Raw genomic sequence first — 20,217 nt, forward strand, 5'->3', positions numbered from 1 at the left:
AGCGCGGCCTGCCGGAACGCAAAAGCCGCCGCGCCCGGGAGCAGGGGCGCGGCGGCTCACCGCCGGAGGAGGGCGGAACCGTCAGCTCAGGTGGTGCGGGGCCTCGAGCCCCCAGACCGGGGTGTCGATCCCGGCATGGCGCGCCTTGAGCTGCAGCGAGAGGTAGCGGGAATAGTGGCGCGACTGGTGCAGGTTGCCGCCATGGAACCACAGGCCCTCCTGCATGGTCGGCTTCCACATGTTGCGTTGTTCGCCTTCCCAGGGACCCGGGTCCTTGGTGGTGTCGGAGCCCAAGCCCCAGCATTTGCCGACCTTGTCCGCGACCTCCTGGCTGATCAGGTCCGCCGCCCAGCCGTTCATCGAGCCGTAGCCGGTGGCATAGACCACCAGATCGGCCGGAAGCTCGGTGCCGTCGGCGAACTTCACCCCGGTCTCGGTCAGGCAATCGACCGCAGCACCTGCCCCGGATTTCAGCTTGATCGAGCCGTCGATCACCAGGTCGCAGGCGCCCACGTCGATATAGTAGCCCGAGCCGCGGCGCAGGTACTTCATGAAGAGCCCGCTTTCGTCATCGCCGAAATCCAGAAGGAACCCGGCCTTCTCCAGCGCGGCATAGAAGTCTTTGTCCCGCTCCTTGATCTCGTCATATTGGGGCACGTGGAACGTGTGCATGATCTTGTAGGGGATCGAGGCGAAGATCATGTCCGCCTTGTCATGGGTGATGCCGTTGGCCACCGCCTGTTCGGAATAGAGCCCGCCGAGGCAGACCTCCATCAGGCTGTCGGACTTGACGATATGGGTCGAGCTGCGCTGCACCATCGTCACGTCGGCGCCGTTTTCCCAGAGCGCGGCGCAGATGTCATGCGCCGAGTTGTTCGAGCCGATCACCACGACCTTCTTGCCGCGGTACGCGTCGGGGCCGGGATGCTGGCTGGAATGCTGCTGTTCGCCCTTGAACACGTCCTGTCCGGGGAAGACCGGGATGTTGGCCTTTCCGGACATGCCGGTCGCCATGACCAGCTGCTTCGGACGCAGCACGACCTCCTGGCCGTCGCGTTCGACCACCACGGTCCATTCGCCCTTGGCCTCGTCGTAGCTTGCGGATTTGGCGACGGTCGAGGACCAGTAGTTCAGCTCCATGACCTTGGTGTACATCTCCAGCCAGTCGCCGATCTTGTCCTTCGGCGCGAAGACCGGCCAGTTGTCCGGGAAGGGCAGGTAGGGCAGGTGGTCGTACCAGACCGGGTCATGCAGGCAGAGCGACTTGTAGCGGTTGCGCCACTGGTCGCCCGGGCGAGGGTGCTTGTCGATGACGATGGTCGGCACGTCGAGCTGCCGCAGGCGCGCGCCGAGCGCGATGCCGCCCTGGCCGCCGCCGATCACCAGCACATAGGGCTGGTCCTCGTAGCCGAGCCGCCGCGCCTCGTCCTCGCGTTTCTCCTTCCAGGTCCTGCGGTTCGGATCATGGCCGTGCTCGGCGCCCATCGGGCGGCGGAACTGGCGCGGCTCCTCATGGCCCTTCAGCTCGTGCAGCGTGGTCAGGAGCGTCCAGACCTTGCCGTCCTTCATCCGGACGTAGCCGACGCCGCGCCCGGCCTCGGTCTCCAGAACCAGCCAGCCTTCGGTCACGCCGTCCGCTTCGCCGACCTCTTCCGACGGATCGAGCGCCAGCGATTTCGGTGCGATCTGCGGCAGCTGCGCGGCGGACATGGCCCGGATCTGATCCTTGCCCTCGCAGGTCTTCAGGTTCCAGGTGAAGGCGGCCAGGTCGCGCCAGAAACCGGTCTCGAGGAAGCACTCCGCGACGGCATCGGGGTCCTGTGCCACGAGCGCGCGTTCGAGATCGGCAACCAGCGCCTCGAGCGCGCCGCGGGGTGTGGTGTCAAGCATTGGGTCTCCTCCCATTTGACGGTGTTCGGGGGGCGCGGCACGGCGGACCCTCCCCGGTCCCTCCGTGCCGCGCCGCGTCAGGTCAGCTCAGATCGATCAGGATCTTCAGCTGCGTGCCGGCCGGGTCGAGCAGGGCGTCGAAGCCCTCGGTCACCGCCTCGTCCAGGGTGATCTTCTTGGTGACGACAGACAGCGACGGGATCTTGCCGGTGGCGATCAGGTCGATCACCCGCGGCCAGATATGGGTCGGGTAGGCCCAGGAGCCGCGCACATCGACATCCTTGAAGGTCACGTTGTGCCAGTTCAGCCCGGAATTGCCCGGATGCAGCCCGACCTGCACGATCACGCCCTGCTTGCGCACCGCGTCGAGGCAGGATTGCAGCGCCTTCTCGTTGCCGACGCATTCCAGCGCCACGTCGCAGCCGGCGCCGCCCTCGGTGGCCGCGCGGATCGCCGCGCCGATATCGTCGCGCTTGGGGTTCAGCGTGACCAGCTCGGGGATGATCTGCCTGGCCAGCTCCAGCCGGGTGTCGTTCAGGTCCGACACGAAGAGCTTGGTCGCGCCGAAGGCCTTGGCTGCCAGCAGCGTCAGGATGCCGATCGGGCCCGCGCCGGTGACCAGCACCGACTGGCCGGCCGCGACGCCGCCGCGGTCGCAGGCATAGACCGCCACGGCGGTCGGCTCGACCAGCGCGGCCTCTTCGTCGGACATCCCGTCCGGGATCTTCACGACGTTGTAGTCGTTCAGCAGCGCCTCTTCGGCCATGCCGCCCGAGATCCAGCTCAGGCCCGCCAGCGCCAGCTCCTCGCTGAGGTGGAACAGGCCGCGATCGGCATAATAGTCGCCCGAGCGCGGCATGATCAGCGGCTGGACCGAGACCCGGTCGCCGACCTGCACATGGGTGACGCCGGCGCCGACCGCGGTGACGGTGCCGCCGAATTCATGGCCCAGCACCTGCGCGCCCGAGGCGCCGGTGAAGGGATGCGGCTCGGTCGGCACGAAGATCGGGCCATAGGCATATTCATGCAGATCCGTGCCGCAGATGCCGACGAAGCGGTTCTTGATCGCGACCTGGCCGGGACCCGGCACCGGAACGGCGTCGATATCCTCGACCCGCAGGTCCTTGGCGGCGTGAAAACGCAGGGCTTTCATTGGGATCTTCTCCTTGTTCTTGCCGCACCAGCGTGGCGCGGCAGGCAAGGATCCAGAAGCGCGCAAATGCGCGATCAATTGAATCAATTACTTGAGGCAACGCCCTGTTGCACTGCGGTGCACAGTGTTGCATTGCGCTGCAACAGGTTCGCTGCGCTGCGGCGGCAATTGCTGCACCACGCAGACTGCCCGGTTCCCCAGCAACCTCTGGTTAAGCTAGTCTTTGCGGATGCTTGCAGGACGATGGGAGGCGGAATGCAGCGCGATATCGACCATATCCGCGAGATCGAGGCGATTTCCCGCGGCCGCGGCGCCAGCCCGCGCGATCCGAAGGTGCTGCAGAGCTGGCTGCGCTGCCTCGAAACCCACGGGCTCGACCCGACCGACCGGCGCGAGGCCTATATCCTGCCGGAGTCCGAGCTGCGCCTGCACCGCCAACGCTCCGAGGAGCTGATCGGCATCGCGCGCTCGGGCATCGACAATCTCTACAAGCTGGTCGCCGGGCAGAGCTATGTGCTGCTCCTGTCGGACGCGCAGGGCGTGACGGTCGAGTATCTCGGCCAGCAGAAGCACAAGGAGGATCTGCGCCGCACCGGGCTGTTCCTCGGCGCGGAATGGTCCGAGGCGCGGGCCGGGACCTGCGCGGTCGGCGCCTGCATCGAGGCGGGCGAGCCGCTGATCATCCACCAGAGCGACCATTTCGACGTCACCCATGGCGGGCTCTCCTGCACGGCGGCACCGATCTACGACACGTCCGGGCAGCTCTCGGCGGTGCTCGACATCTCGCTGCTGAGCTCGCCCGCGCCGCGCGAAAGCCAGGTGATGGCGCTGAACCTCGTGCGCCAGGCGGCACGGCGGATCGAGATGGCCAACATCATGGCCGAAAGCCGCCGCGACTGGGTGCTGCGCCTGTCGGACAGCCCGGAATTCCTCGATGTCGATCCCGAGGCGGCGCTGACGCTCGACGGCAGCGGCCGGGTGATCGGCATGACCAACGGCGCGGCGCGGCTGATGGCGCGGACGCTCGGCGTCGACTGGCGCGAGGCTTCGCTGCTGGTCGGGCGCCATGTCGAGGATGTCTTCGATCTCGATCTCGACATGCTGGGCGGGCTGACCCGGCAGACCTCGGCGCGGGACCGCTTCATCCAGACCCGCGACGGCTATCGCCTCTTCGCCCATGCGATCGAGCCGAGGCGCAGCCCGGCGCCGCGCCCGGTGCGGGGTCGGCCTGCACCGCGCCGAAGAGCAGGCTCGCCGTCTCGGTCCGCCCGGCGCCGAGCAGGCCTGCCAGCCCGATCACCTCGCCTTCGCGGATCTGCATCGAGACCGGCTCGATCATGCCGCGCCGCCCCAGCCCGTCAATCTCGGCCAGCAGCGTGCCACCCTGCCCGCCATGGCGCTCATGGACCTCCGATTCCAGCTGGCGGCCCAGCATCAGGTGGACGATGTCGCGCGGCGCGCTCCCGGCGAGCTCCCGGGTGCCGACGACGCGGCCGTTCCGCAAGACCGTCGCCCGGTCGCAGATGGCGAAGACCTGGTCGAGGAAATGGGTGATGAAGACGCTGGCGAGCCCGCGCTCCTTCAGCTTGCGGATCACCGAGAAGACCAGCTCCACCTCGTCGCGGTCGAGACTGGCGGTCGGCTCGTCGAGGATCAGCACGCGGCCCGACATTTCCACCGCGCGGGCAATGGCGATGACCTGCTGCACTGCGACCGGGTAATGCGACAGAGGCTCGCGCACATCTATATGCAACCCGTATCCCGCCAGCACTCCGGCCGCCTCCGCCGCCATGCGGCGGCGCGAGACAAGGCCCCAGCGCAGCGGCTGGCGGCCGAGGAACAGGTTCTCGGCGACCGTCAGGTTCGGCAGCAGGTTCACCTCCTGGTAGACCGTGCCGATGCCCAGCCGCTGGCTCTCCTCGGTCGATCCCGGCGAAACCTCGGCGCCGTCGAGCTCGAGCGTGCCGCCGTCGCGCGCATAGGCGCCGGTCAGGCACTTGATCAGGGTGGATTTCCCGGCACCGTTCTCTCCCAGCAAGGCATGCACCTCGCCCGGGCGGAGCGACAGGTCGACATCGGCGAGCGCGATGGCACCGGGAAAGAACTTGGTGATGCCGCGGGCCTGCAGCACCGGCCGGACCTCGTCGGTCATGGCAGCGTCCTCCGAAAAAAGGCCCCGCGCGGACCAGCAGCCGCGCGGGGACGGGGCGGGAAGGGCCCCAGGGGATCGGATCAGTAGCCGAGGCTCTTCTTTTCCTCGTAGACGGCCTTGTTGTCGTCCGCGGCGGTGTAGAGCCGCGACTCCGTCTGGATCCATTTCGCCGGCTCTGTGCCGTCCTGAAGGAAGGCCTGGAGCGCATCCAGCGCCGGGCCCGCCATGTTCGGGGTCAGCTCTATGGTCGCGTTCATCTCGCCGTTGGCGATGGCCAGATGCGCATCCGGAACCGCGTCTATGGCGACGATCCGGATGTCCTTGCCCGGAGCCAGCCCGGCCTCCTTGATCGCCTGGATCGCACCCACCGCCATGTCGTCGTTATGGGCGTAGAGCGCACAGATATTGCCCGCGCCCTCGGCCTTCAGGAAGCTTTCCATCACCACCTTGCCCTGCGAGCGGGTGAAGTCGCCGGTCTGGCTGCGGACGATCTCCAGGTTGTCATGGCCCTCGATGCCCTGCTCGAAGCCGGCCTTGCGGTCGATCGCGGGCGAGGATCCGGTCGTGCCCTGCAGCTCGACAATGCGGCAGGGGGCGCCGTCCATCTCGGCGGCAAGCCATTCGCCCGCGACCTTGCCTTCATGCACGAGGTCCGAGGTCACCGCGGTCAGGTAGAGGCTCTCGTCGGCATCGACCATGCGGTCCATCAGGATCACCGGGATCTCGGCCTCCTGCGCCTCCTCCAGCACATCGTCCCAGCCGGTCGCAACCACCGGCGCCAGCAGGATGCCGTCGACGCCCTGGGCGATGAAACCGCGCAGCGCCTTGATCTGGTTTTCCTGCTTCTGCTGGGCATCGGCGAATTTGAGGTCGAAGCCGCGGGCCTCGGCCTGCTGCCGGGTCACTGTGGTCTCGGCCGCGCGCCAGCCCGATTCAGAGCCGATCTGCGAAAAGCCGATGGTCAGGTCGTCCGCCGCCGCAGCCAAAGGGGCAAGGGCGACGGCGCCCGCGAAGAGCGTCGCCTTGAATGTCATGTGTTCCTCCCTGGTATTCGTCTTTTTATGGGATTCAGTTAAGTATTACTTTATGACTTTTTCAAGCAATTTCTCGAATGCGTGTCACCGGCAATGCGCCCCCTTGCCCTCCAGGTCGTGGGAACCGCCCGGTCGATGCATTCCGTGCAGCCGACGGACTGCTTCTCTCCAGAAAATTGCAGGAGCCAGCCGCGGCTCCGGAGTCAGCACGACCAAGGCCCGGCCAGCTCCGTATCGGCGGCAATCCGGCCCACCAGATCCTCTGGCCGTCGGGATTGCCGCCGCCGGGAAGGACCTTCGCGCCGGAGGCTTCGAGCGCAACCGCCCCGGCCAGCCAGGGGCAGGCAGCGGTTCGGCCGCGCGGATATCTCTGGGATAAGTGCCATTCGCCACGCGGACCGGGCGGCACCAGCAGGCCCTCGGGGTGCTTCCGCCGCCCGCCTTCGAAGACACTGAGGCCGCAATGATTCCGCACGCCAAGGAGCATTGCGCGACCGCCGCCCGCCGCAATGCAGAAGGGGTTGCCTCCTCCGGAACGGCGGCCAGCAGGATGCGCGCAGTTCCGGCATGACATCCGGCCAGGCGGGCATCGCCAGCCTTGCCCCGCTCCCGGGATCGCGCTGGCCATCCTGCCCTGCCTTCCTTCTCAGTCCTCCGGATGGCCCATCTCGCAGAACCAGCCCCCCAGATGCAGCGTGCCCGGTGCCATTGGGTCGGCGGGCGGATGCGCCGCCTCGACCGCCGCCCGGAACGGCTCGGCGCTGTCCTGGGGCACGAAGCCCAGATGTCCGGCCAGCCGGTTGTCGACCGGCTTCACCGCATTGTCCGACAGGCCGAAGGCGATGCTGTGCCCGATCCGCGGCGCGGTCAGCGCCGCCGCAGCAAGGCGCACGCAATCACCGAAACTCAGCCAGGACCAGAGGTTGCGGCGGTCCTTCGGCTCGGGAAAGGACGAGAAAATGCGCAGGCAGGCGGTCTCGATGCCGAACTTGTCCCAATAGAGCCGCGACAGGGACTCGGCGAAGCATTTCGACACGCCGTAGAGACCGTCGGGACGCAGCGGCGCCGCCGCGTCGATCTGGTCCTCCATCCGGTGGAAACCGACGGCATGGACCGAAGAGGCATAGACGATGCGCGGCACGCCGTGTTTCCGCGCGCCTTCGTAGATGTGGTAGGTGCCGCGGATCGAGCTGTCGAGAATTTCGGCCCAGGGCGCTTCCACCGGGGTGCCGCCGAAATGCACGATCGCGTCCACCCCCTCGCAGGCGGCCAGGCAGGCCGCCTCGTCGGCAAGATCGAAGGTCATGGCAGTCTCGTTCGGCGCGAGATCCCGGATCTCCGCCCGGTCCGCCAGCCGCAGCTCGCGCGCCAGCGGCGCCAGGCCATGGCGCAGCTCGGTGCCGAGCCGCCCGACTGCAGTCATCAGCTGATTTGTCCAACAACGCCCTTCCGCAGGCTCCCGAGGAAAGGAACGCATCCATGGAACTTCCGCATCGCGCGACCGCTCCGGTCCGGACGGACGGCGCCCCGGCCTGCGCCCCGGGCGCGGGAGGCCGGACGTGACCGCCCAGCCGATCGTCTCTTCCACTCCGGTCCCGCAGGCGCGCCGCGCCTCCCGGCTTTCGCGCTGGTCTCTGTCGATGCGCATCGGCGCGGCCCTCCTCATGGTCTATGCGGGAATCGCCGTGCTCTCCTTCTTCTGGACGCCCCATGATCCCTACATGCCCGGCGCCGGGCCGAGCTATGCCGCGCCGAGCTGGGCCTTCCCGCTGGGCACCGACCGGCTGGGCAACGACCTGCTGTCGCAGATCATGATCGGCACCCGCTACGACCTCGGCATCTGTGTCGCGGCGGTGTTCATCTCTGTCGTGCTCGGCGCGGTCCTCGGGACCATCGCCGGCTATTACGGCGGCGCGGCCGATCTGGTGATCATGCGCATCGTCGAGATCTTCCAGGCCTTTCCCGGGCTGCTCTTCGCCATGCTGATCGTCCAGGCGGTCGGCGCCGGGGTGCCCAACGTGATCGCCGTGCTGGCCTTCGTCGGCACGCCCGATTTCCTGCGGCTGGCCCGTGCCGAGGTCCGCTCGCGGCGCGACTGGCAATTCGCCGAGGCCGCGCGGCTGGTCGGCAACCGCGGCATCGTGGTCGCCTTCAAGCATCTCCTGCCGAACAGCATGGGGCCGCTCCTGGCCTTCACCTCGGTCAACGCCGCCTTCGCCGTGCTGATCATCGCCAGCCTCGGCTTCCTCGGCATCGGGCTCGACGCGGACACGCCGGAATGGGGCAACATGATCGCCCGCGGCCAGGACGGCATCATGACCGGCCAGTGGTGGGTCTCGCTGTTCCCGGGCATCGCCATTCTCGGCATGACCGGCGCCTTCTACCTGCTCGGCGACGCGCTCTCGGACCTCTTCGATCCGCGGAGGCGCACATGAACGGCCCGATCCTCGAAATCGACGGCTTCAGCGGCGGGTTCGTGTCGCGCGCGGGCGAGTTCACGCCGGTTCTGCACGATGTCAGCTACAGCCTTGAGCGCGGCGCCGTCACCGCGGTGGTGGGCGAGACCGGCAGCGGCAAGTCGGTCACCGCGCTCTCGGTCCTGCAGCTGCAGGCGCCCGGCTTCCGCCGCACCGGCGGGCAGATCCGATTCGACGGCACCGACCTCCTGTCGCTCGACGCGCAGGCCCTGCGGGCGATCCGCGGCCGCCGGATCAGCATGGTGTTCCAGGATGCCCGCGCCGCGCTGAACCCGGTCTTCTCGGTCGGCCAGCAGCTGGCCGACACCTGGCGGCTGCACAATGGCGGCTCGCGCGCCGCGGCCATGGAGAAGGCGGTCGACGCGCTGCGCCAGGTCCAGATCCCGGAACCGGAGCGGCGGGCGCGGCAGTATCCGCACGAATTCTCCGGCGGGATGGCGCAGCGGGCGATGATCGCGCTCGCCGCGCTGATCTGCACGCCCGAGCTGCTGCTCCTCGACGAACCGACCACCGGCCTCGACGTGACCACCCAGGCCGACATCATGGAGCTGCTCCTCGATCTGGCACGCAGCCGCGGCCTGACCGTCTGCCTGATCACCCATGATCTCGGCGTCGTCGCCGAAACCTGCGACCATGTCGTGGTGATGAACCGCGGCCGCGTGGTCGAGACCGGCAGCGCCGAGCGCATCTTCACTGCGCCGCAGGACCCCTACACCCGCAGGCTGCTGGCCGCGAGCGTTCTGACGGAGGATGCCGGATGAAGACCTATCCCGCCAATTACCCGATCCTGCGGGTGCGCGGCCTGCGCAAGCTGTTTCCGGTCGGGCGCGGCCAGAAGCTCCACGCCATCGACGGAGTCGATTTCGACCTGCATCCGGGGCGCACCCTGGCCCTGGTCGGCGAAAGCGGTTCGGGCAAATCGACCGTGGCGCGCTGCCTGGTGCGGCTGATCGAGCCGACGGAGGGCGAGGTCGTGCTGCACGGCAACGATGTCGGGCGGCTCGACGCGCGGCAGCTCTCGGGCATGTACCGCAGCCTGCAGATGGTGTTCCAGGACCCGAATGCCTCGCTGAACCCGCGCATGACGGTCCGCCAGGTGCTCGACGAGCCGCTCCGGCTGCACCTGTCGCTGTCCGCCGCCGACCGGGCGGCGCGCATCTCGGAACTGCTGCGGCTGGTCGGGCTCGGCGACGAACATCTCGGCCGTTATCCGCACGAGCTCAGCGGCGGCCAGCGCCAGCGCATCGGCATCGCCCGGGCGATCTCGATCAATCCCGAGGTGGTGCTGCTCGACGAGCCGACCGCTTCGCTCGACGTCTCGGTGCGCGGCCAGGTGCTGGAGCTGCTGCGGGAAATCCAGCGCGAGCTGAACCTGGCCTATCTCTTCATCAGCCACGACCTGCAGGTGGTGCGCCATGTCGCCGATGACGTGGCGGTGATGTATCTCGGCAAGATCGTCGAGCAGGGACCGGTGCGCGAGATCTTCGAGCACCCGCGCCATCCCTATACCCGCGCGCTGATGTCGGCCGCGCCGGTGGCCCGCTGGGGCGCGAAGCGCGAGCGGGTGCGGCTCGCAGGCGAGATCTCCACCCCGATCGACCCGCCCGCCGCCTGCCGACTTGCGCTGTCGATGCCCGCGGCCTCGTGGCGGCGGGTCGGGTCGAGCCGGTGGCGGTCATGGCAGCGCTGCCAGGACGCGGCGATCTTCGAGCGTGCGGCCGCCTGTCCGGAGGCCACGGCGGCCAGGACCCGATCGGCATGTGCTGTCTGCATTCGTCCCTCCCCGATGCGCGCCGCCCTGGCGGCCTGTTTCCGGGGGAGGACACATTTTCCGGGGCCGGATTGGAAGTCCGACAAATGTCCTGTCCGACCAATGTCGCAGGCCGGACAGGCGGTCTCAGAAGGCGGGCGCGGCGCTGGCGGCCGGGGCGCGGCGGCGGGTCTCGATCCGCTTGCCGGAGGCGATGTCGAAGAGGTGCAGCGCGTCCTGGTCTGGGAAGAGCCACAGCTCGGGCCCGAGCTCTGCGGAGGAGGGCAGGGCGGCGACCAGTTTCTGGCCGTCGATCTGGCCATGGACCAGCCGCTGCGCGCCAAGCTCCTCGACATAGAGGATCTGCATCGCCGCGGCGCCGGGGCTCCAGGGCTGGGCGGGACGCAGGCTTTCCGGGCGGATGCCCAGGATCGCGGGCCCGTCGGGCGCGCCCGGGAGCTGGACCTGGGCATTGCCGAGCATCGCCTTCCCGCCGCGGATTCCCGTGTCGATCAGGTTCATCGCGGGCGAGCCGATGAAGCTGGCGACGAAGGCCGAGGCCGGGCGGTGGTAGAGCTCCAGCGGCTTGCCGATCTGCTCCACCTGGCCGCCGTTCAGCACGACCAGCCGGTGGGCCAGCGTCATCGCCTCGAGCTGGTCATGGGTGACATAGACCGAAGTGGTGCCGAGCCGGTTCTGCAGCTGCTTGATCTCGCCGCGCATCTGCACGCGCAGCTTGGCGTCGAGATTTGAGAGCGGCTCGTCGAAGAGGAACACAGCCGGTTCGCGCACGATGGCGCGTCCCATGGCCACGCGCTGGCGCTGGCCGCCCGAGAGCGCGCGGGGCTTGCGGTCGAGGAACCGGCCCAGTTCCAGCATCCGCGCGGCCTCGTCCACGCGGGCGGCGATTTCCGCCTTCGGCACGCGGCGGTTCCGCAGGCCGTAGGCGAGGTTTTCGCGCACGCTGCTGACCCCGGTCTCGAAGGGCACCTACGAAGAGGCGCTGGCCTCCGGCATCGCGGGCTTCCGCTCGGGCGAGCAGCCGAACATCCTGCAGGTCTTCGACGCCGGCGCCGCCACGATCATGAACGCGCCGGGCGCGACCATCCCGGCCGAGGACCTGATCAAGGACGCCGGCTACGATTTCGACCGCGAGGCCTTCATCAACGGCGTGCGCTATTTCTACGCCGATGCGGACGGCAAGTTCGTCGGCATGCCGTTCAATTCCTCGGCGCCGATCATGTACACCAATACCGAGGCCTTCGAGGCCGCGGGCGTCGAACCGCCGAAGACCTGGGAAGAGTTCGAGGAAATCGCGCCGAAGCTGAAGGATGCGGGCTACATCCCGATGACCGCGTCGCAGCTGACCTGGATGTTCTTCGAGAACTTCTTCTCGCGCAACGACATCCAGATGGCGACCAACAACAACGGCTACGACTCGGTGCAGGACACCCAGATCAACGCCACCGACCCGAACCTCGTCATGATGTTCGAAAAGCTGAAGGAATGGCATGACGACGGCCTGTTCGGCTTCTACGGCGCAGGCTGGGCGGACAACCAGACGCCCTTCGAGCAGAACAAGGTGGCGATGTGGGTCGGCTCCTCGGGGTCCTTCGGCGGCCTGCAGAAGACCGCGGAAATGCCGTTCTCGGCGACCTTCCTGCCCTACTGGAATTCGATCGAGGGCGCAGGCACCAACAGCTTCATCGGCGGCGCCGCGCTCTATGCGATGGCCGGCCATGACGACGCGCAGAACAAGTGCACCGCCGACTTCTTCCAGTTCCTGACCTCGCCGGACGTGCAGGTCTTCTGGCACGAAGAGACCGGCTATGTCCCGATCACCAACGCCGCCTACGAGCAGGCCAAGGCCGAGGGCTGGTACGAGAAGCAGCCGGTCGCCGAAGTCGGCATCCAGCAGCTGAGCCTGCCGGGCGGCGAATGGTCGAAGGGCTACCGCCTGGGCTTCTACCCGCAGATCCGCTCGGTCGAGGAGCGCGAGTTCAACCGCATCTTCTCGGGCGAAACCTCGGTGCAGGACGCGTTCGAGACCATCAAGGAAGAGGGCGACGCCCTGCTGGCGCGCTTCGCCAAGACTTCGGGCTGAGCCTGACCTGATCCGGGACCGGGGCTGCCGCGAGGCCGGCCCCGGTCCTTTCCGTTCCGACTCCGTTCCGACGCCCCTCCACCCGACCGGGAAGACCGACTTGGCCGNAGATCACCGACACCTCCGTTTCCGGCGGCTTCCTCCGCCGCAAGCCCCGCGCCGCGGCCCAGCCCGCCGAGCCCGCGAAGCGGGTGCAGTTCGACCGGCCGCTGCTGCCCTGGATCTTCCTCGCGCCGCAGCTGCTGGTCGTCGCGATCTTCTTCTACTGGCCCTCGGTGCAGGCGGTGACCTCGTCCTTCTACATCGAGGACCCGTTCGGCTTCGGCGCCACCTTCGTCGGGACCGACAACTATGCCGATGCGCTGGCCAGTTCCGAGTACCACCGCGTGGCGCGCTTCACCGCGATCTTCACCGTCGCGGTCACCGCGCTGTCGCTGGGGCTCGGGCTGCTGCTCGCGGTCAAGGCCGATACGGTAATCCGCGGCGCGTCGAGCTACAAGACGCTCTTGATCGCGGTCTATGCCATCGCGCCCCCCGTGGCCGGGCTGATCGGCATGATGTTCTTCGACATGCATATCGGCCCCTTCGTGACGGCCGCGTCGTGGGTCGGCTGGGACANTGCAGGTCGGCATCGACTATTTCGACACCGCCTTCGCGATGGTGACGGTCGCGGTCTGGAAGCAGATCCCCTACAACTTCATCTTCTTCCTTTCGGGGCTGCAATCGGTGCCGGTCTCGGTGCGCGAGGCAGCGGTGATCGACTGCCGCAACGGCTGGCGCAGGTTCCGAACCGTGACGCTGCCGCTGCTGGCGCCGACGGCGTTCTTCCTGCTGATCATCAACATCACCTACGCGCTCTTCGACACGTTCGGGATCATCGACGTGATGCTGAAGGACAAGCCCGCGAACAACCCGGTCACGCTGGTCTACAAGGTCTACAATGACGGCTTCCGCGGCAACGACATCGGCGGCTCCTCGGCGCAGTCGGTGATCCTGATGGCCGTGGTCTTCGCGCTGACCCTCGTGCAGTTCCGCTTCCTCGAGAAGCGCATCCATTACAGCTGAGGCCGTCCGATGCACCGCACCCGCCCCTTCGACCACCTGATCCTGATCCTCGGCGCGATCTTCCTGATGGCGCCGGTGCTGATCGCCTTCACCACCTCGACCCATACCGCCGCCGAGATCCATTCCGGCGGGCTGACGCTGATCCCCGGCGGCAATTTCGCGGAAACCTACGGCACCGTGCTGACCCAGAAGGGCGGCTTCACCGGGCAGGTCACCGGCACGCGGATGCTGATGAACTCGATGATCCTCGGGCTCGGCTTCGCGGTGGGCAAGATCGCCTTCTCGATGCTCGCCGCCTATGCGCTGGTCTATTTCCGCTTCCGCTTCGCGACCTTGCTGTTCTGGATCATCTTCACCACGCTCTTGCTGCCGCTTGAGGTCCGCATCGTGCCGTCCTTCCAGGTGATGGCCGATCTGGGACTGATCAACACCTATCCCGGGCTGATCGTGCCGCTCCTGGCCTCGGCGACCGGCACCTTCTATTTCCGCCAGTTCTTCAAATCCGTGCCCGACGAACTGCTCGAAGCCGCGCGGATCGACGGCGCCGGACCGGTGAAGTTCTTCTTCGACATCCTGCTGCCGCTGTCGCGGACGATGATGGCGGCGATGTTCATCATCATGTTCGTCTATGGCTGGAACCAGTATCTCTGGCCGATGCTGATGACCACGGACGAGGGCATGTTCACGCTGATGCGCGGCATCAAGTCGATCCTGCAGGTCTGGGTCGGCAGCCAGATCCCCGAATACAACCAGGCCTTTGCCCTCGCGGTACTGGCGATGGTGCCCCCGGTGGCAGTCGTCGTCATCTTCCAGCGCTGGTTCATCAAGGGCCTGACCGAGAGCGACAAGTAAGGAGCCGCCCCATGGGAGCCATTTCCGTCCAACANGGTCGGCAAGACCTATCCCGGCGCCGCGAGCGCATCGGTCTCCGGCGTCGACATCGAGATCGCCGAGGGCGAATTCCTCGTCCTCGTCGGCCCCTCGGGCTGCGGGCAATCCACGCTGCTGCGGATGATCGCCGGGCTCGAGACCATCACCGAGGGCACGATCTCGATCGGCGGGCGGGTCGTCAACGGCGTCGACCCGGCCGATCGCGACATCGCGATGGTCTTCCAGAACTACGCGCTCTACCCGCATATGCCTCTCCGGAGGACATGCAAAACCCGGCCGTCAGGCCGGGTTTTTGCGTTTCTCCCTCTCCCCATGGGGGAGAGGGCCGGGGTGAGGGGGATCAGAGCCCGCCCAGATAGGCCGCGAGGATCTCCTCGGCCGCCGCCAGGTCGCTCTTGTGGATCATCTCGCAGACCGTGTGGATGTAGCGCGTGCCGACCACGATGCCGACCGCCCGCGCGCCCGCCGCCGCCTGCTGGGCTGCCGCTCCGTCCTGGCCGCCGGCGCGCAGCATGGTGCGCTGGAACGGGATGCCGCGGCTTTCGGCCAGCGCCGCGATTTCCCCGGCCAGCGCCTTGTCGGCGATGAAGGACGAATCGCGCAGATGCAGCCCGAACCCGTCGCCCTGCTTTGTCACCCGGTCGACCTCGCCGACGCCGGGCGTGTCGCAGGCCAGCGTCGTGTCGACGCCGATGCCGATATCGGGCGCGATCGCATGGGACGCGGTGCGCGCGCCGCGCAGCCCGACCTCCTCCTGGCAGGTGAAGGCGACATGGATCTCGGCCCCGGGCGCCTTGCCGGCGAGGCTCTTCAGCGCCTGGATGCCGAGATAGCAGGCGATCCGGTTGTCGAGCGCCTTCGACACGATCTTGTCGCCCATCTCCAGGAAAGGCTCGTCCATCACCACCATGTCGCCGACCTTGACGACATCCTTCGCCGCCTTGCCGAGGCCGAGATCGACATAGAATTCGTGGACCTCCGGCACCTTCTTGCGCTCCTCGGGCGAGGAAATGTGCAGCCCCTTGCCCGCGGGGTTCATCACGCCCTTCAGGTCGCCGCTCTCGGTGCAGACCATCACCCGCCGGGCGAACAGCGTCCGCGGATCGAAGCCGCCGACCGGCAGGACATGGACCCAGCCCTCGTCGGTCACGTGGCTGACGAGGAAGCCGATCTCGTCCATGTGGCAGAGCAGCATGACCTTCTGCGGCGCCTCGCCCCGGCCGTCCTTGCGGCACAGCAGCGAGCCCATCGCGTCCACCTTCACCTCGTCGCAGAGCGGCAGGATCTCGGCGCGGATCAGGTCGCGCACGCGCTCCTCGCTGCCCGGGACGCCGGGGGTTTCGCACAGCCGTTTCAAGAGATCGAGATCGAGGGGCATCGGGGACTCCGTTTGTCTTTCCGCCCCAGTATCTAGCCGTCCGCGCGGGAAATCCACGTCTGCCCGCGCGGCAGATGGTCAGGCCAGGTGCAGCCCCGGCGCGCCCTGGGACACCCGGCCGATCACCCGCGCCTCGCCGCCCGCGGCGGCAATGGCAGCAACCGCCTCCATCGCCGCCATCGGCGGCAGCGCGGCCAGCAGTCCGCCGCAGGTCTGCGGATCATGCAGCAGCTGTGCCTTGGCCTTGCCGGTCTTGCCGGTCATCTTCCAGATCGCGGCGGCGCGGTTGTCCTCGAAGATGGTCGAGCGGATGCCCGCCTTGCAGAGCTCCAGCGCGCCTTCGCAGAGCGGCACGTCCTTCAGCTTCAGCTCGATCGCCGCGCCCGAGGCCTCGGCCATCTCCAGCGCATGCCCCGCCAGCCCGAAGCCGGTCACGTCGGTCATCGCATGCGCCCGCGGCGCCAGCGCGGCGGCGGCCTCCGCCTTGGCCGCCACCGTCATCTTTTGGCTTTGAGGCCTCAGCCTGGGTCCTGTCCCGCCGCGGCGCAGGCCGCGGCCTCCTCCTCCGGCGGAATGTGCCTGCATTTTGTGCAACCGGACTGCCGGAGGGTCGCGGCGCGGCGCCGCAGATCGCCGCCGCCAATTCCGCCTTGCGCCGTTTTTTTCCGTGTCACAGCAGCGTGAAGCCGAAACTTGGCGTATTTTTCCGCGCCAACCCCTATATGTTGCAGAATGATGAAGTTTCGCCGCGCCCTCTTGCCAGCCGGGCCGGAGCGCGGCACGCTTCGAGTCAGGCCCAAGCCGAAGGAGAGCTGCTTGCCGCACGAAGTCCTGTCCCCGCCCGCTGACCATGACGTGCCGGAGATCGTACTGGAATATCCCGACAACCGATTGCTTGTCGAACTTTGCGGCGAATTCGACCGCAACCTCTCCCAGGTGGAACATGCGCTGCATCTGCAGATCATCCGCCGCGGCAACCAGCTGGTGCTGATGGGCGAGCCCCAGGCCCGGCTGAAGGGGATGGAGGTTCTCGATACGCTCTACCTGCGTCTCGAGAAGGGCCAGCACATCGAACCCGGCGATATCGACGGCGTCCTGCGCATGGGCCAGCAGCCTGCGCGCGAAGCCGGAAACGGCCAGATGGAGATGTTCGCCTCCAGCGGCGTCGAGATCGAGACCCGCAAGAAGACCGTGCGCCCGCGCACCGACGCCCAGAAATCCTATGTGAAGGCGCTCTTCGACCACGAGCTGGCTTTCGGCATCGGCCCGGCGGGCACCGGCAAGACCTATCTGGCCGTCGCGGTCGGCGTGAACATGATGATCTCGGGGCATGTCGACAAGATGATCCTCAGCCGTCCGGCGGTGGAGGCGGGCGAGCGCCTGGGGTTCCTGCCCGGCGACATGAAGGACAAGGTCGATCCCTACATGCAGCCGCTCTATGACGCGCTGAACGATTTCCTGCCCTCCAAGCAGGTCCAGAAGATGCTGGAGGAGAAGAAGATCGAGATCGCGCCGCTGGCCTTCATGCGCGGCCGCACCCTGTCGAATGCCTTCGTGGTGCTCGACGAGGCGCAGAACGCCACCACCATGCAGATGAAGATGTTCCTGACCCGCCTCGGCGAGGGCTCGCGCATGGTGATCACCGGCGACCGCAGCCAGATCGACCTGCCGCGCGGCGTCCAGTCGGGCCTGCGCGAGGCGGAAAGCCTGCTGCCGGGGGTCGAGGGCATCTCGTTCAATTACTTTTCGGCTAAGGATGTGGTGCGGCACCCTCTGGTGGCCCGGATCATTGAGGCGTATGACGCTGCGGATGCAAAATCCGGTTGATATCGTCATCGAACACGAAGCCTGGGAGGCGGTCGGGCTGGACCGCCTCGCCCAGGAGGCTGCCTGCGCGGCGCTGGCCCATCTGGGTCTGGACCCGGGCGAATTCGAACTCTGCGTCATGGCCTGCGACGATGCGCGCATCGCCGAGCTGAACGGCACGTTCCGCGACAAGCCCCGGCCGACCAACGTGCTGAGCTGGCCCGCGGTCGACCTGCAGCCCGACGCGGCCGGAGAGCCGCCGGACCTGGCGGAAGCCGATCCCGAACTGGGCGACATCGCCATTGCATGGGAAACCTGCAACGCCGAAGCGGCCGCGATGGGCAAGCCGCTGGCAGACCACGTGCGCCACCTTTTGGTTCATGGTATCCTGCATCTGCTCGGATATGATCATATCCGCGACGAAGACGCCGCATTGATGGAAGGCCTCGAGGTGGCGATACTTGGTGAAATGGGCCTTGCGAACCCCTATCTGCTCGATGGGGCATAAGAGGCTTTTGACGGATAGTGACAATGTCTGATGCAGAAGGGGCGCATCTCCCTTCAAATGACCAGAGCGGGACCGACCCGGACGAACCCGGGGTGCTTGCCCGCCTCCTCAATCGCTGGCGCAAGGGCGAGGAGGAGGAAGACGAAACATCTGCGCAGGATGGCCCGGCCAACGGCCATCACGCGGCGCATCTGACGCCGGGCCTGTCCAATCTTCGCCGCATGCGGCTGGAGGACGTGGCGATTCCGGTCGTGGAAATCGTCGCAGTCGAGGTCGGCGTCGCGCTGGACGAGCTGATCCGCATCTTCCGCGAAAGCGGCTTCTCCCGGCTTCCGGTCTATGACGGCACGCTCGACACGCCCCTCGGCATGGTCCATCTCAAGGACGTGGCGCTGCATTACGGCTTCAACGGCCACCGCGACGAGGATTTCGACCTGCGCGCCATCCTGCGCCCGATCCTCTACGCGCCGCCCTCCATGCCGATCGGGGTGCTCCTGCAGAAAATGCAGAGCCAGCGGCGCCACATGGCGCTGGTGATCGACGAATACGGCGGCACCGACGGGCTGGTGACCATCGAGGACCTGATCGAGCAGGTGATCGGCGAGATCGAGGACGAACATGACGAAGTCGAGGCCGATCCCTGGCGCCAGGAATCCCCGGGCAGCTACATCGCGCTGGCGCGCGCGCCGCTGCCGGAATTCGAGGCGGCTGTCGGGCGCCGCCTGACCGGTCCGGATTTCGAGGAAGAGGTCGACACGCTGGGCGGCCTGGTCTTCGTGCTGACCGGACGCGTGCCGGCGCGGGGCGAGATCATTCCCCATGCCGAGGCGGCCGTCGAATTCGACATCCTCGATGCCGACCCGAGAACGATCAAGCGGATGCGGGTGCGGCTTCTCGATGATGCTCCGGGCGAGGACTGAGCTCGCGGACATTCTCGAACTGATCGACCGGCGGCTCTGGCTTGCCCGGCTCGTGATGCTTTGGCTGGGCGGCATGATGGCGCTCGGCCTGGCGCCGTTCAAGCTGCCGCTGGTCACCGTGCTGGCGCTGGCGCTGGCGCTCCGGCTGCATGCCCGCGCGCCGAGCCGCCGCCGGGTGCAGTCCGTGCTGGAGCTGTTCCTCGCCACGCTCGACGGCCAGATCCGCGCCACCACCGGGCGGGACCCGGCGCCGTTCCGGGCGCTGATCGGCACGATCTTCCTCTTCGTGCTGGCGGCGAACTGGTCGGGGCTGGTCCCCGGCATCGAGCCGCCGACCGCGGCGCTCGAAACCGATGCCGCGGCGGCGCTGATCGTCTTCGCCGCGACCACCGGCTACGGCATCCGCTACCGCGGGCTCGGCGGCTACCTGAAGACCTTCGCCGAACCCAGCTGGGTGATGATCCCGCTCAACATCATCGAGCAGATCACCCGCACCGTCGCGCTGATCGTGCGGCTGTTCGGCAACGTGATGAGCGGGGTCTTCGTGATCGGCGTGGTGCTGTCGCTGGCCGGTCTCTTCGTGCCGGTGCCGCTGATGGCGCTCGACCTGCTGACCGGGGGCGTGCAGGCCTATATCTTCGCCATCCTCGCCACCGTCTTCATCGGCGCGGCCGTGGGCGAGCCGCCCGCCCGGCCCGCGCCTTCCTCAGAGATACAGGAGGAGACATCCCCATGACCGGAAATCTCGTCGAAATCATCTCGATCCTCTCGGCCGCGATCGCGGTCAGCTTCGGCGCGCTGGGGCCTGCCCTGGCCGAGGGCCGGGCGGTCGCCGCCGCGATGGACGCCATCGCCCGCCAGCCCGAGGCCGCCGGGGCGCTGAGCCGCACGCTCTTCGTCGGGCTCGCGATGATCGAGACCACCGCGATCTACGCGCTGGTGATCGCGCTGCTGGTGCTCTTCGCCAGTCAGCACCGGACACCCGCAGGCAAGGGCCAGCCGCCGCGCCGCGCCCTCATGCGTCGCCGCCGAGCAGAAGGCCCAACCGCCGCCATGGACATGCAGGATCGCCTCGGCGCCGCCGTCATT

At 67.6% G+C, this 20,217-nt stretch carries 18 protein-coding genes and 5 pseudogenes; 12 read left to right on the forward strand and 11 right to left on the reverse strand.

The annotated features are described in order from the left end of the window. Positions 1-81: 81 nt before the first annotated feature. The 7 genes from C7T91_RS04625 to C7T91_RS04650 all read right to left on the reverse strand — a co-directional run bounded on the left by C7T91_RS04625 (position 82) and on the right by C7T91_RS04650 (position 7,652). The gene (locus C7T91_RS04625) at positions 82-1,890 is read right to left on the reverse strand and encodes an NAD(P)-binding domain-containing protein (protein ID WP_108258176.1); all 1,809 of its coding nucleotides are present in this window, start codon (positions 1,888-1,890) and stop codon (positions 82-84) included. 82 nt (positions 1,891-1,972) lie between these two features. Further along, on the reverse strand, positions 1,973-3,043 hold the full coding sequence (locus C7T91_RS04630) for a 2,3-butanediol dehydrogenase (RefSeq protein WP_108258177.1): 1,071 nt from the start codon (positions 3,041-3,043) through the stop codon (positions 1,973-1,975). 216 nt (positions 3,044-3,259) lie between these two features. Then, the gene (locus C7T91_RS38335) at positions 3,260-3,757 is read right to left on the reverse strand and encodes a hypothetical protein (RefSeq protein ID WP_330848804.1); all 498 of its coding nucleotides are present in this window, start codon (positions 3,755-3,757) and stop codon (positions 3,260-3,262) included. Positions 3,758-3,786: 29 nt separating this feature from the next. Further along, the gene (locus C7T91_RS34715; protein WP_236638059.1) at positions 3,787-4,188 is read right to left on the reverse strand and encodes a hypothetical protein; all 402 of its coding nucleotides are present in this window, start codon (positions 4,186-4,188) and stop codon (positions 3,787-3,789) included. Then, the gene (locus C7T91_RS04640; RefSeq protein ID WP_161555743.1) at positions 4,185-5,195 is read right to left on the reverse strand and encodes a sugar ABC transporter ATP-binding protein; all 1,011 of its coding nucleotides are present in this window, start codon (positions 5,193-5,195) and stop codon (positions 4,185-4,187) included. The genes C7T91_RS34715 and C7T91_RS04640 overlap by 4 nt, the downstream gene beginning before the upstream one ends. 80 nt (positions 5,196-5,275) lie before the next feature. Beyond that, the gene (gene ytfQ / locus C7T91_RS04645; protein ID WP_108258180.1) at positions 5,276-6,229 is read right to left on the reverse strand and encodes a galactofuranose ABC transporter, galactofuranose-binding protein YtfQ; all 954 of its coding nucleotides are present in this window, start codon (positions 6,227-6,229) and stop codon (positions 5,276-5,278) included. Between the two features lie 646 nt (positions 6,230-6,875). Continuing rightward, complete coding sequence (locus C7T91_RS04650) at positions 6,876-7,652, reverse strand: NAD-dependent epimerase/dehydratase family protein (RefSeq protein WP_236637980.1); 777 nt, start codon at positions 7,650-7,652, stop codon at positions 6,876-6,878. A gap of 136 nt (positions 7,653-7,788) precedes the next feature. Here C7T91_RS04650 and C7T91_RS04655 point away from each other — a divergent pair, with 136 nt between their 5' ends. The 3 genes and pseudogenes from C7T91_RS04655 to C7T91_RS39065 form a co-directional block, all read left to right on the forward strand. Then, entirely contained in the window at positions 7,789-8,664 is an 876-nt protein-coding gene (locus C7T91_RS04655) for an ABC transporter permease (RefSeq protein ID WP_108258182.1), read from the forward strand. Further along, entirely contained in the window at positions 8,661-9,467 is an 807-nt protein-coding gene (locus C7T91_RS04660) for an ABC transporter ATP-binding protein (protein WP_108258183.1), read from the forward strand. The genes C7T91_RS04655 and C7T91_RS04660 overlap by 4 nt, the downstream gene beginning before the upstream one ends. Further along, a pseudogene (locus tag C7T91_RS39065) lies at positions 9,464-10,270 on the forward strand (ABC transporter ATP-binding protein); the annotation flags it as partial. The gene C7T91_RS04660 and the pseudogene C7T91_RS39065, both read left to right, overlap by 4 nt. Here C7T91_RS39065 and C7T91_RS34725 read toward each other — a convergent pair. Continuing rightward, a complete protein-coding gene (locus C7T91_RS34725; protein WP_236637982.1) occupies positions 10,210-10,479 on the reverse strand; it encodes a hypothetical protein in 270 nt (89 codons plus the stop codon). The pseudogene C7T91_RS39065 and the gene C7T91_RS34725 sit on opposite strands and share 61 nt — an antisense overlap. Before the next feature lie 124 nt (positions 10,480-10,603). Further along, positions 10,604-11,446 (reverse strand): ATP-binding cassette domain-containing protein, encoded by an 843-nt coding sequence (locus C7T91_RS04675; protein WP_236637983.1) that lies wholly within the window; start codon positions 11,444-11,446, stop codon positions 10,604-10,606. Between C7T91_RS04675 and C7T91_RS04680 the strand changes: the two are divergent. The 4 genes and pseudogenes from C7T91_RS04680 to C7T91_RS04695 form a co-directional block, all read left to right on the forward strand. After that, a pseudogene (locus C7T91_RS04680) lies at positions 11,424-12,560 on the forward strand (extracellular solute-binding protein); the annotation flags it as partial. The gene C7T91_RS04675 and the pseudogene C7T91_RS04680 sit on opposite strands and share 23 nt — an antisense overlap. A gap of 191 nt (positions 12,561-12,751) precedes the next feature. Next, positions 12,752-13,625: pseudogene (locus C7T91_RS04685) on the forward strand (carbohydrate ABC transporter permease). A gap of 9 nt (positions 13,626-13,634) precedes the next feature. Further along, positions 13,635-14,477 carry a sn-glycerol-3-phosphate ABC transporter permease UgpE gene (gene ugpE / locus C7T91_RS04690; RefSeq protein WP_108258185.1) on the forward strand — a complete coding sequence of 281 codons (843 nt, stop codon included), beginning with the start codon at positions 13,635-13,637 and terminating at the stop codon, positions 14,475-14,477. A gap of 36 nt (positions 14,478-14,513) precedes the next feature. Further along, a pseudogene (locus tag C7T91_RS04695) lies at positions 14,514-14,774 on the forward strand (ATP-binding cassette domain-containing protein); the annotation flags it as partial. 82 nt (positions 14,775-14,856) lie between these two features. Here the strand turns inward: C7T91_RS04695 and C7T91_RS04700 are convergent. Together C7T91_RS04700 and C7T91_RS39070 are read right to left on the reverse strand one after the other, a co-directional pair. Beyond that, positions 14,857-15,894, reverse strand: coding sequence for a M42 family metallopeptidase (locus C7T91_RS04700; RefSeq protein WP_108258186.1), 1,038 nt, complete (start codon positions 15,892-15,894; stop codon positions 14,857-14,859). 78 nt (positions 15,895-15,972) lie between these two features. Further along, complete coding sequence (locus C7T91_RS39070) at positions 15,973-16,746, reverse strand: AIR synthase-related protein (protein ID WP_108258505.1); 774 nt, start codon at positions 16,744-16,746, stop codon at positions 15,973-15,975. Here C7T91_RS39070 and C7T91_RS04710 point away from each other — a divergent pair. From C7T91_RS04710 to C7T91_RS04730, 5 genes and pseudogenes are all read left to right on the forward strand, one after another. Continuing rightward, complete coding sequence (locus C7T91_RS04710) at positions 16,711-17,721, forward strand: PhoH family protein (protein ID WP_236637984.1); 1,011 nt, start codon at positions 16,711-16,713, stop codon at positions 17,719-17,721. The genes C7T91_RS39070 and C7T91_RS04710 overlap by 36 nt on opposite strands. Further along, positions 17,693-18,208 carry an rRNA maturation RNase YbeY gene (gene ybeY / locus C7T91_RS04715; protein WP_236637985.1) on the forward strand — a complete coding sequence of 172 codons (516 nt, stop codon included), beginning with the start codon at positions 17,693-17,695 and terminating at the stop codon, positions 18,206-18,208. The genes C7T91_RS04710 and ybeY overlap by 29 nt, the downstream gene beginning before the upstream one ends. 23 nt (positions 18,209-18,231) lie before the next feature. After that, entirely contained in the window at positions 18,232-19,128 is an 897-nt protein-coding gene (locus C7T91_RS04720) for a hemolysin family protein (RefSeq protein ID WP_108258188.1), read from the forward strand. Continuing rightward, a complete protein-coding gene (locus C7T91_RS04725) occupies positions 19,109-19,864 on the forward strand; it encodes a F0F1 ATP synthase subunit A (protein ID WP_236637986.1) in 756 nt (251 codons plus the stop codon). Before C7T91_RS04720 ends, C7T91_RS04725 begins: the two co-directional genes overlap by 20 nt. Next, a pseudogene (locus C7T91_RS04730) lies at positions 19,861-20,097 on the forward strand (F0F1 ATP synthase subunit C); the annotation flags it as partial. The gene C7T91_RS04725 and the pseudogene C7T91_RS04730, both read left to right, overlap by 4 nt. Between the last annotated feature and the right edge of the window lie 120 nt (positions 20,098-20,217).

Source organism: Mangrovicoccus ximenensis (assembly GCF_003056725.1).
GTDB classification, from domain to species: domain Bacteria; phylum Pseudomonadota; class Alphaproteobacteria; order Rhodobacterales; family Rhodobacteraceae; genus Mangrovicoccus; species Mangrovicoccus ximenensis.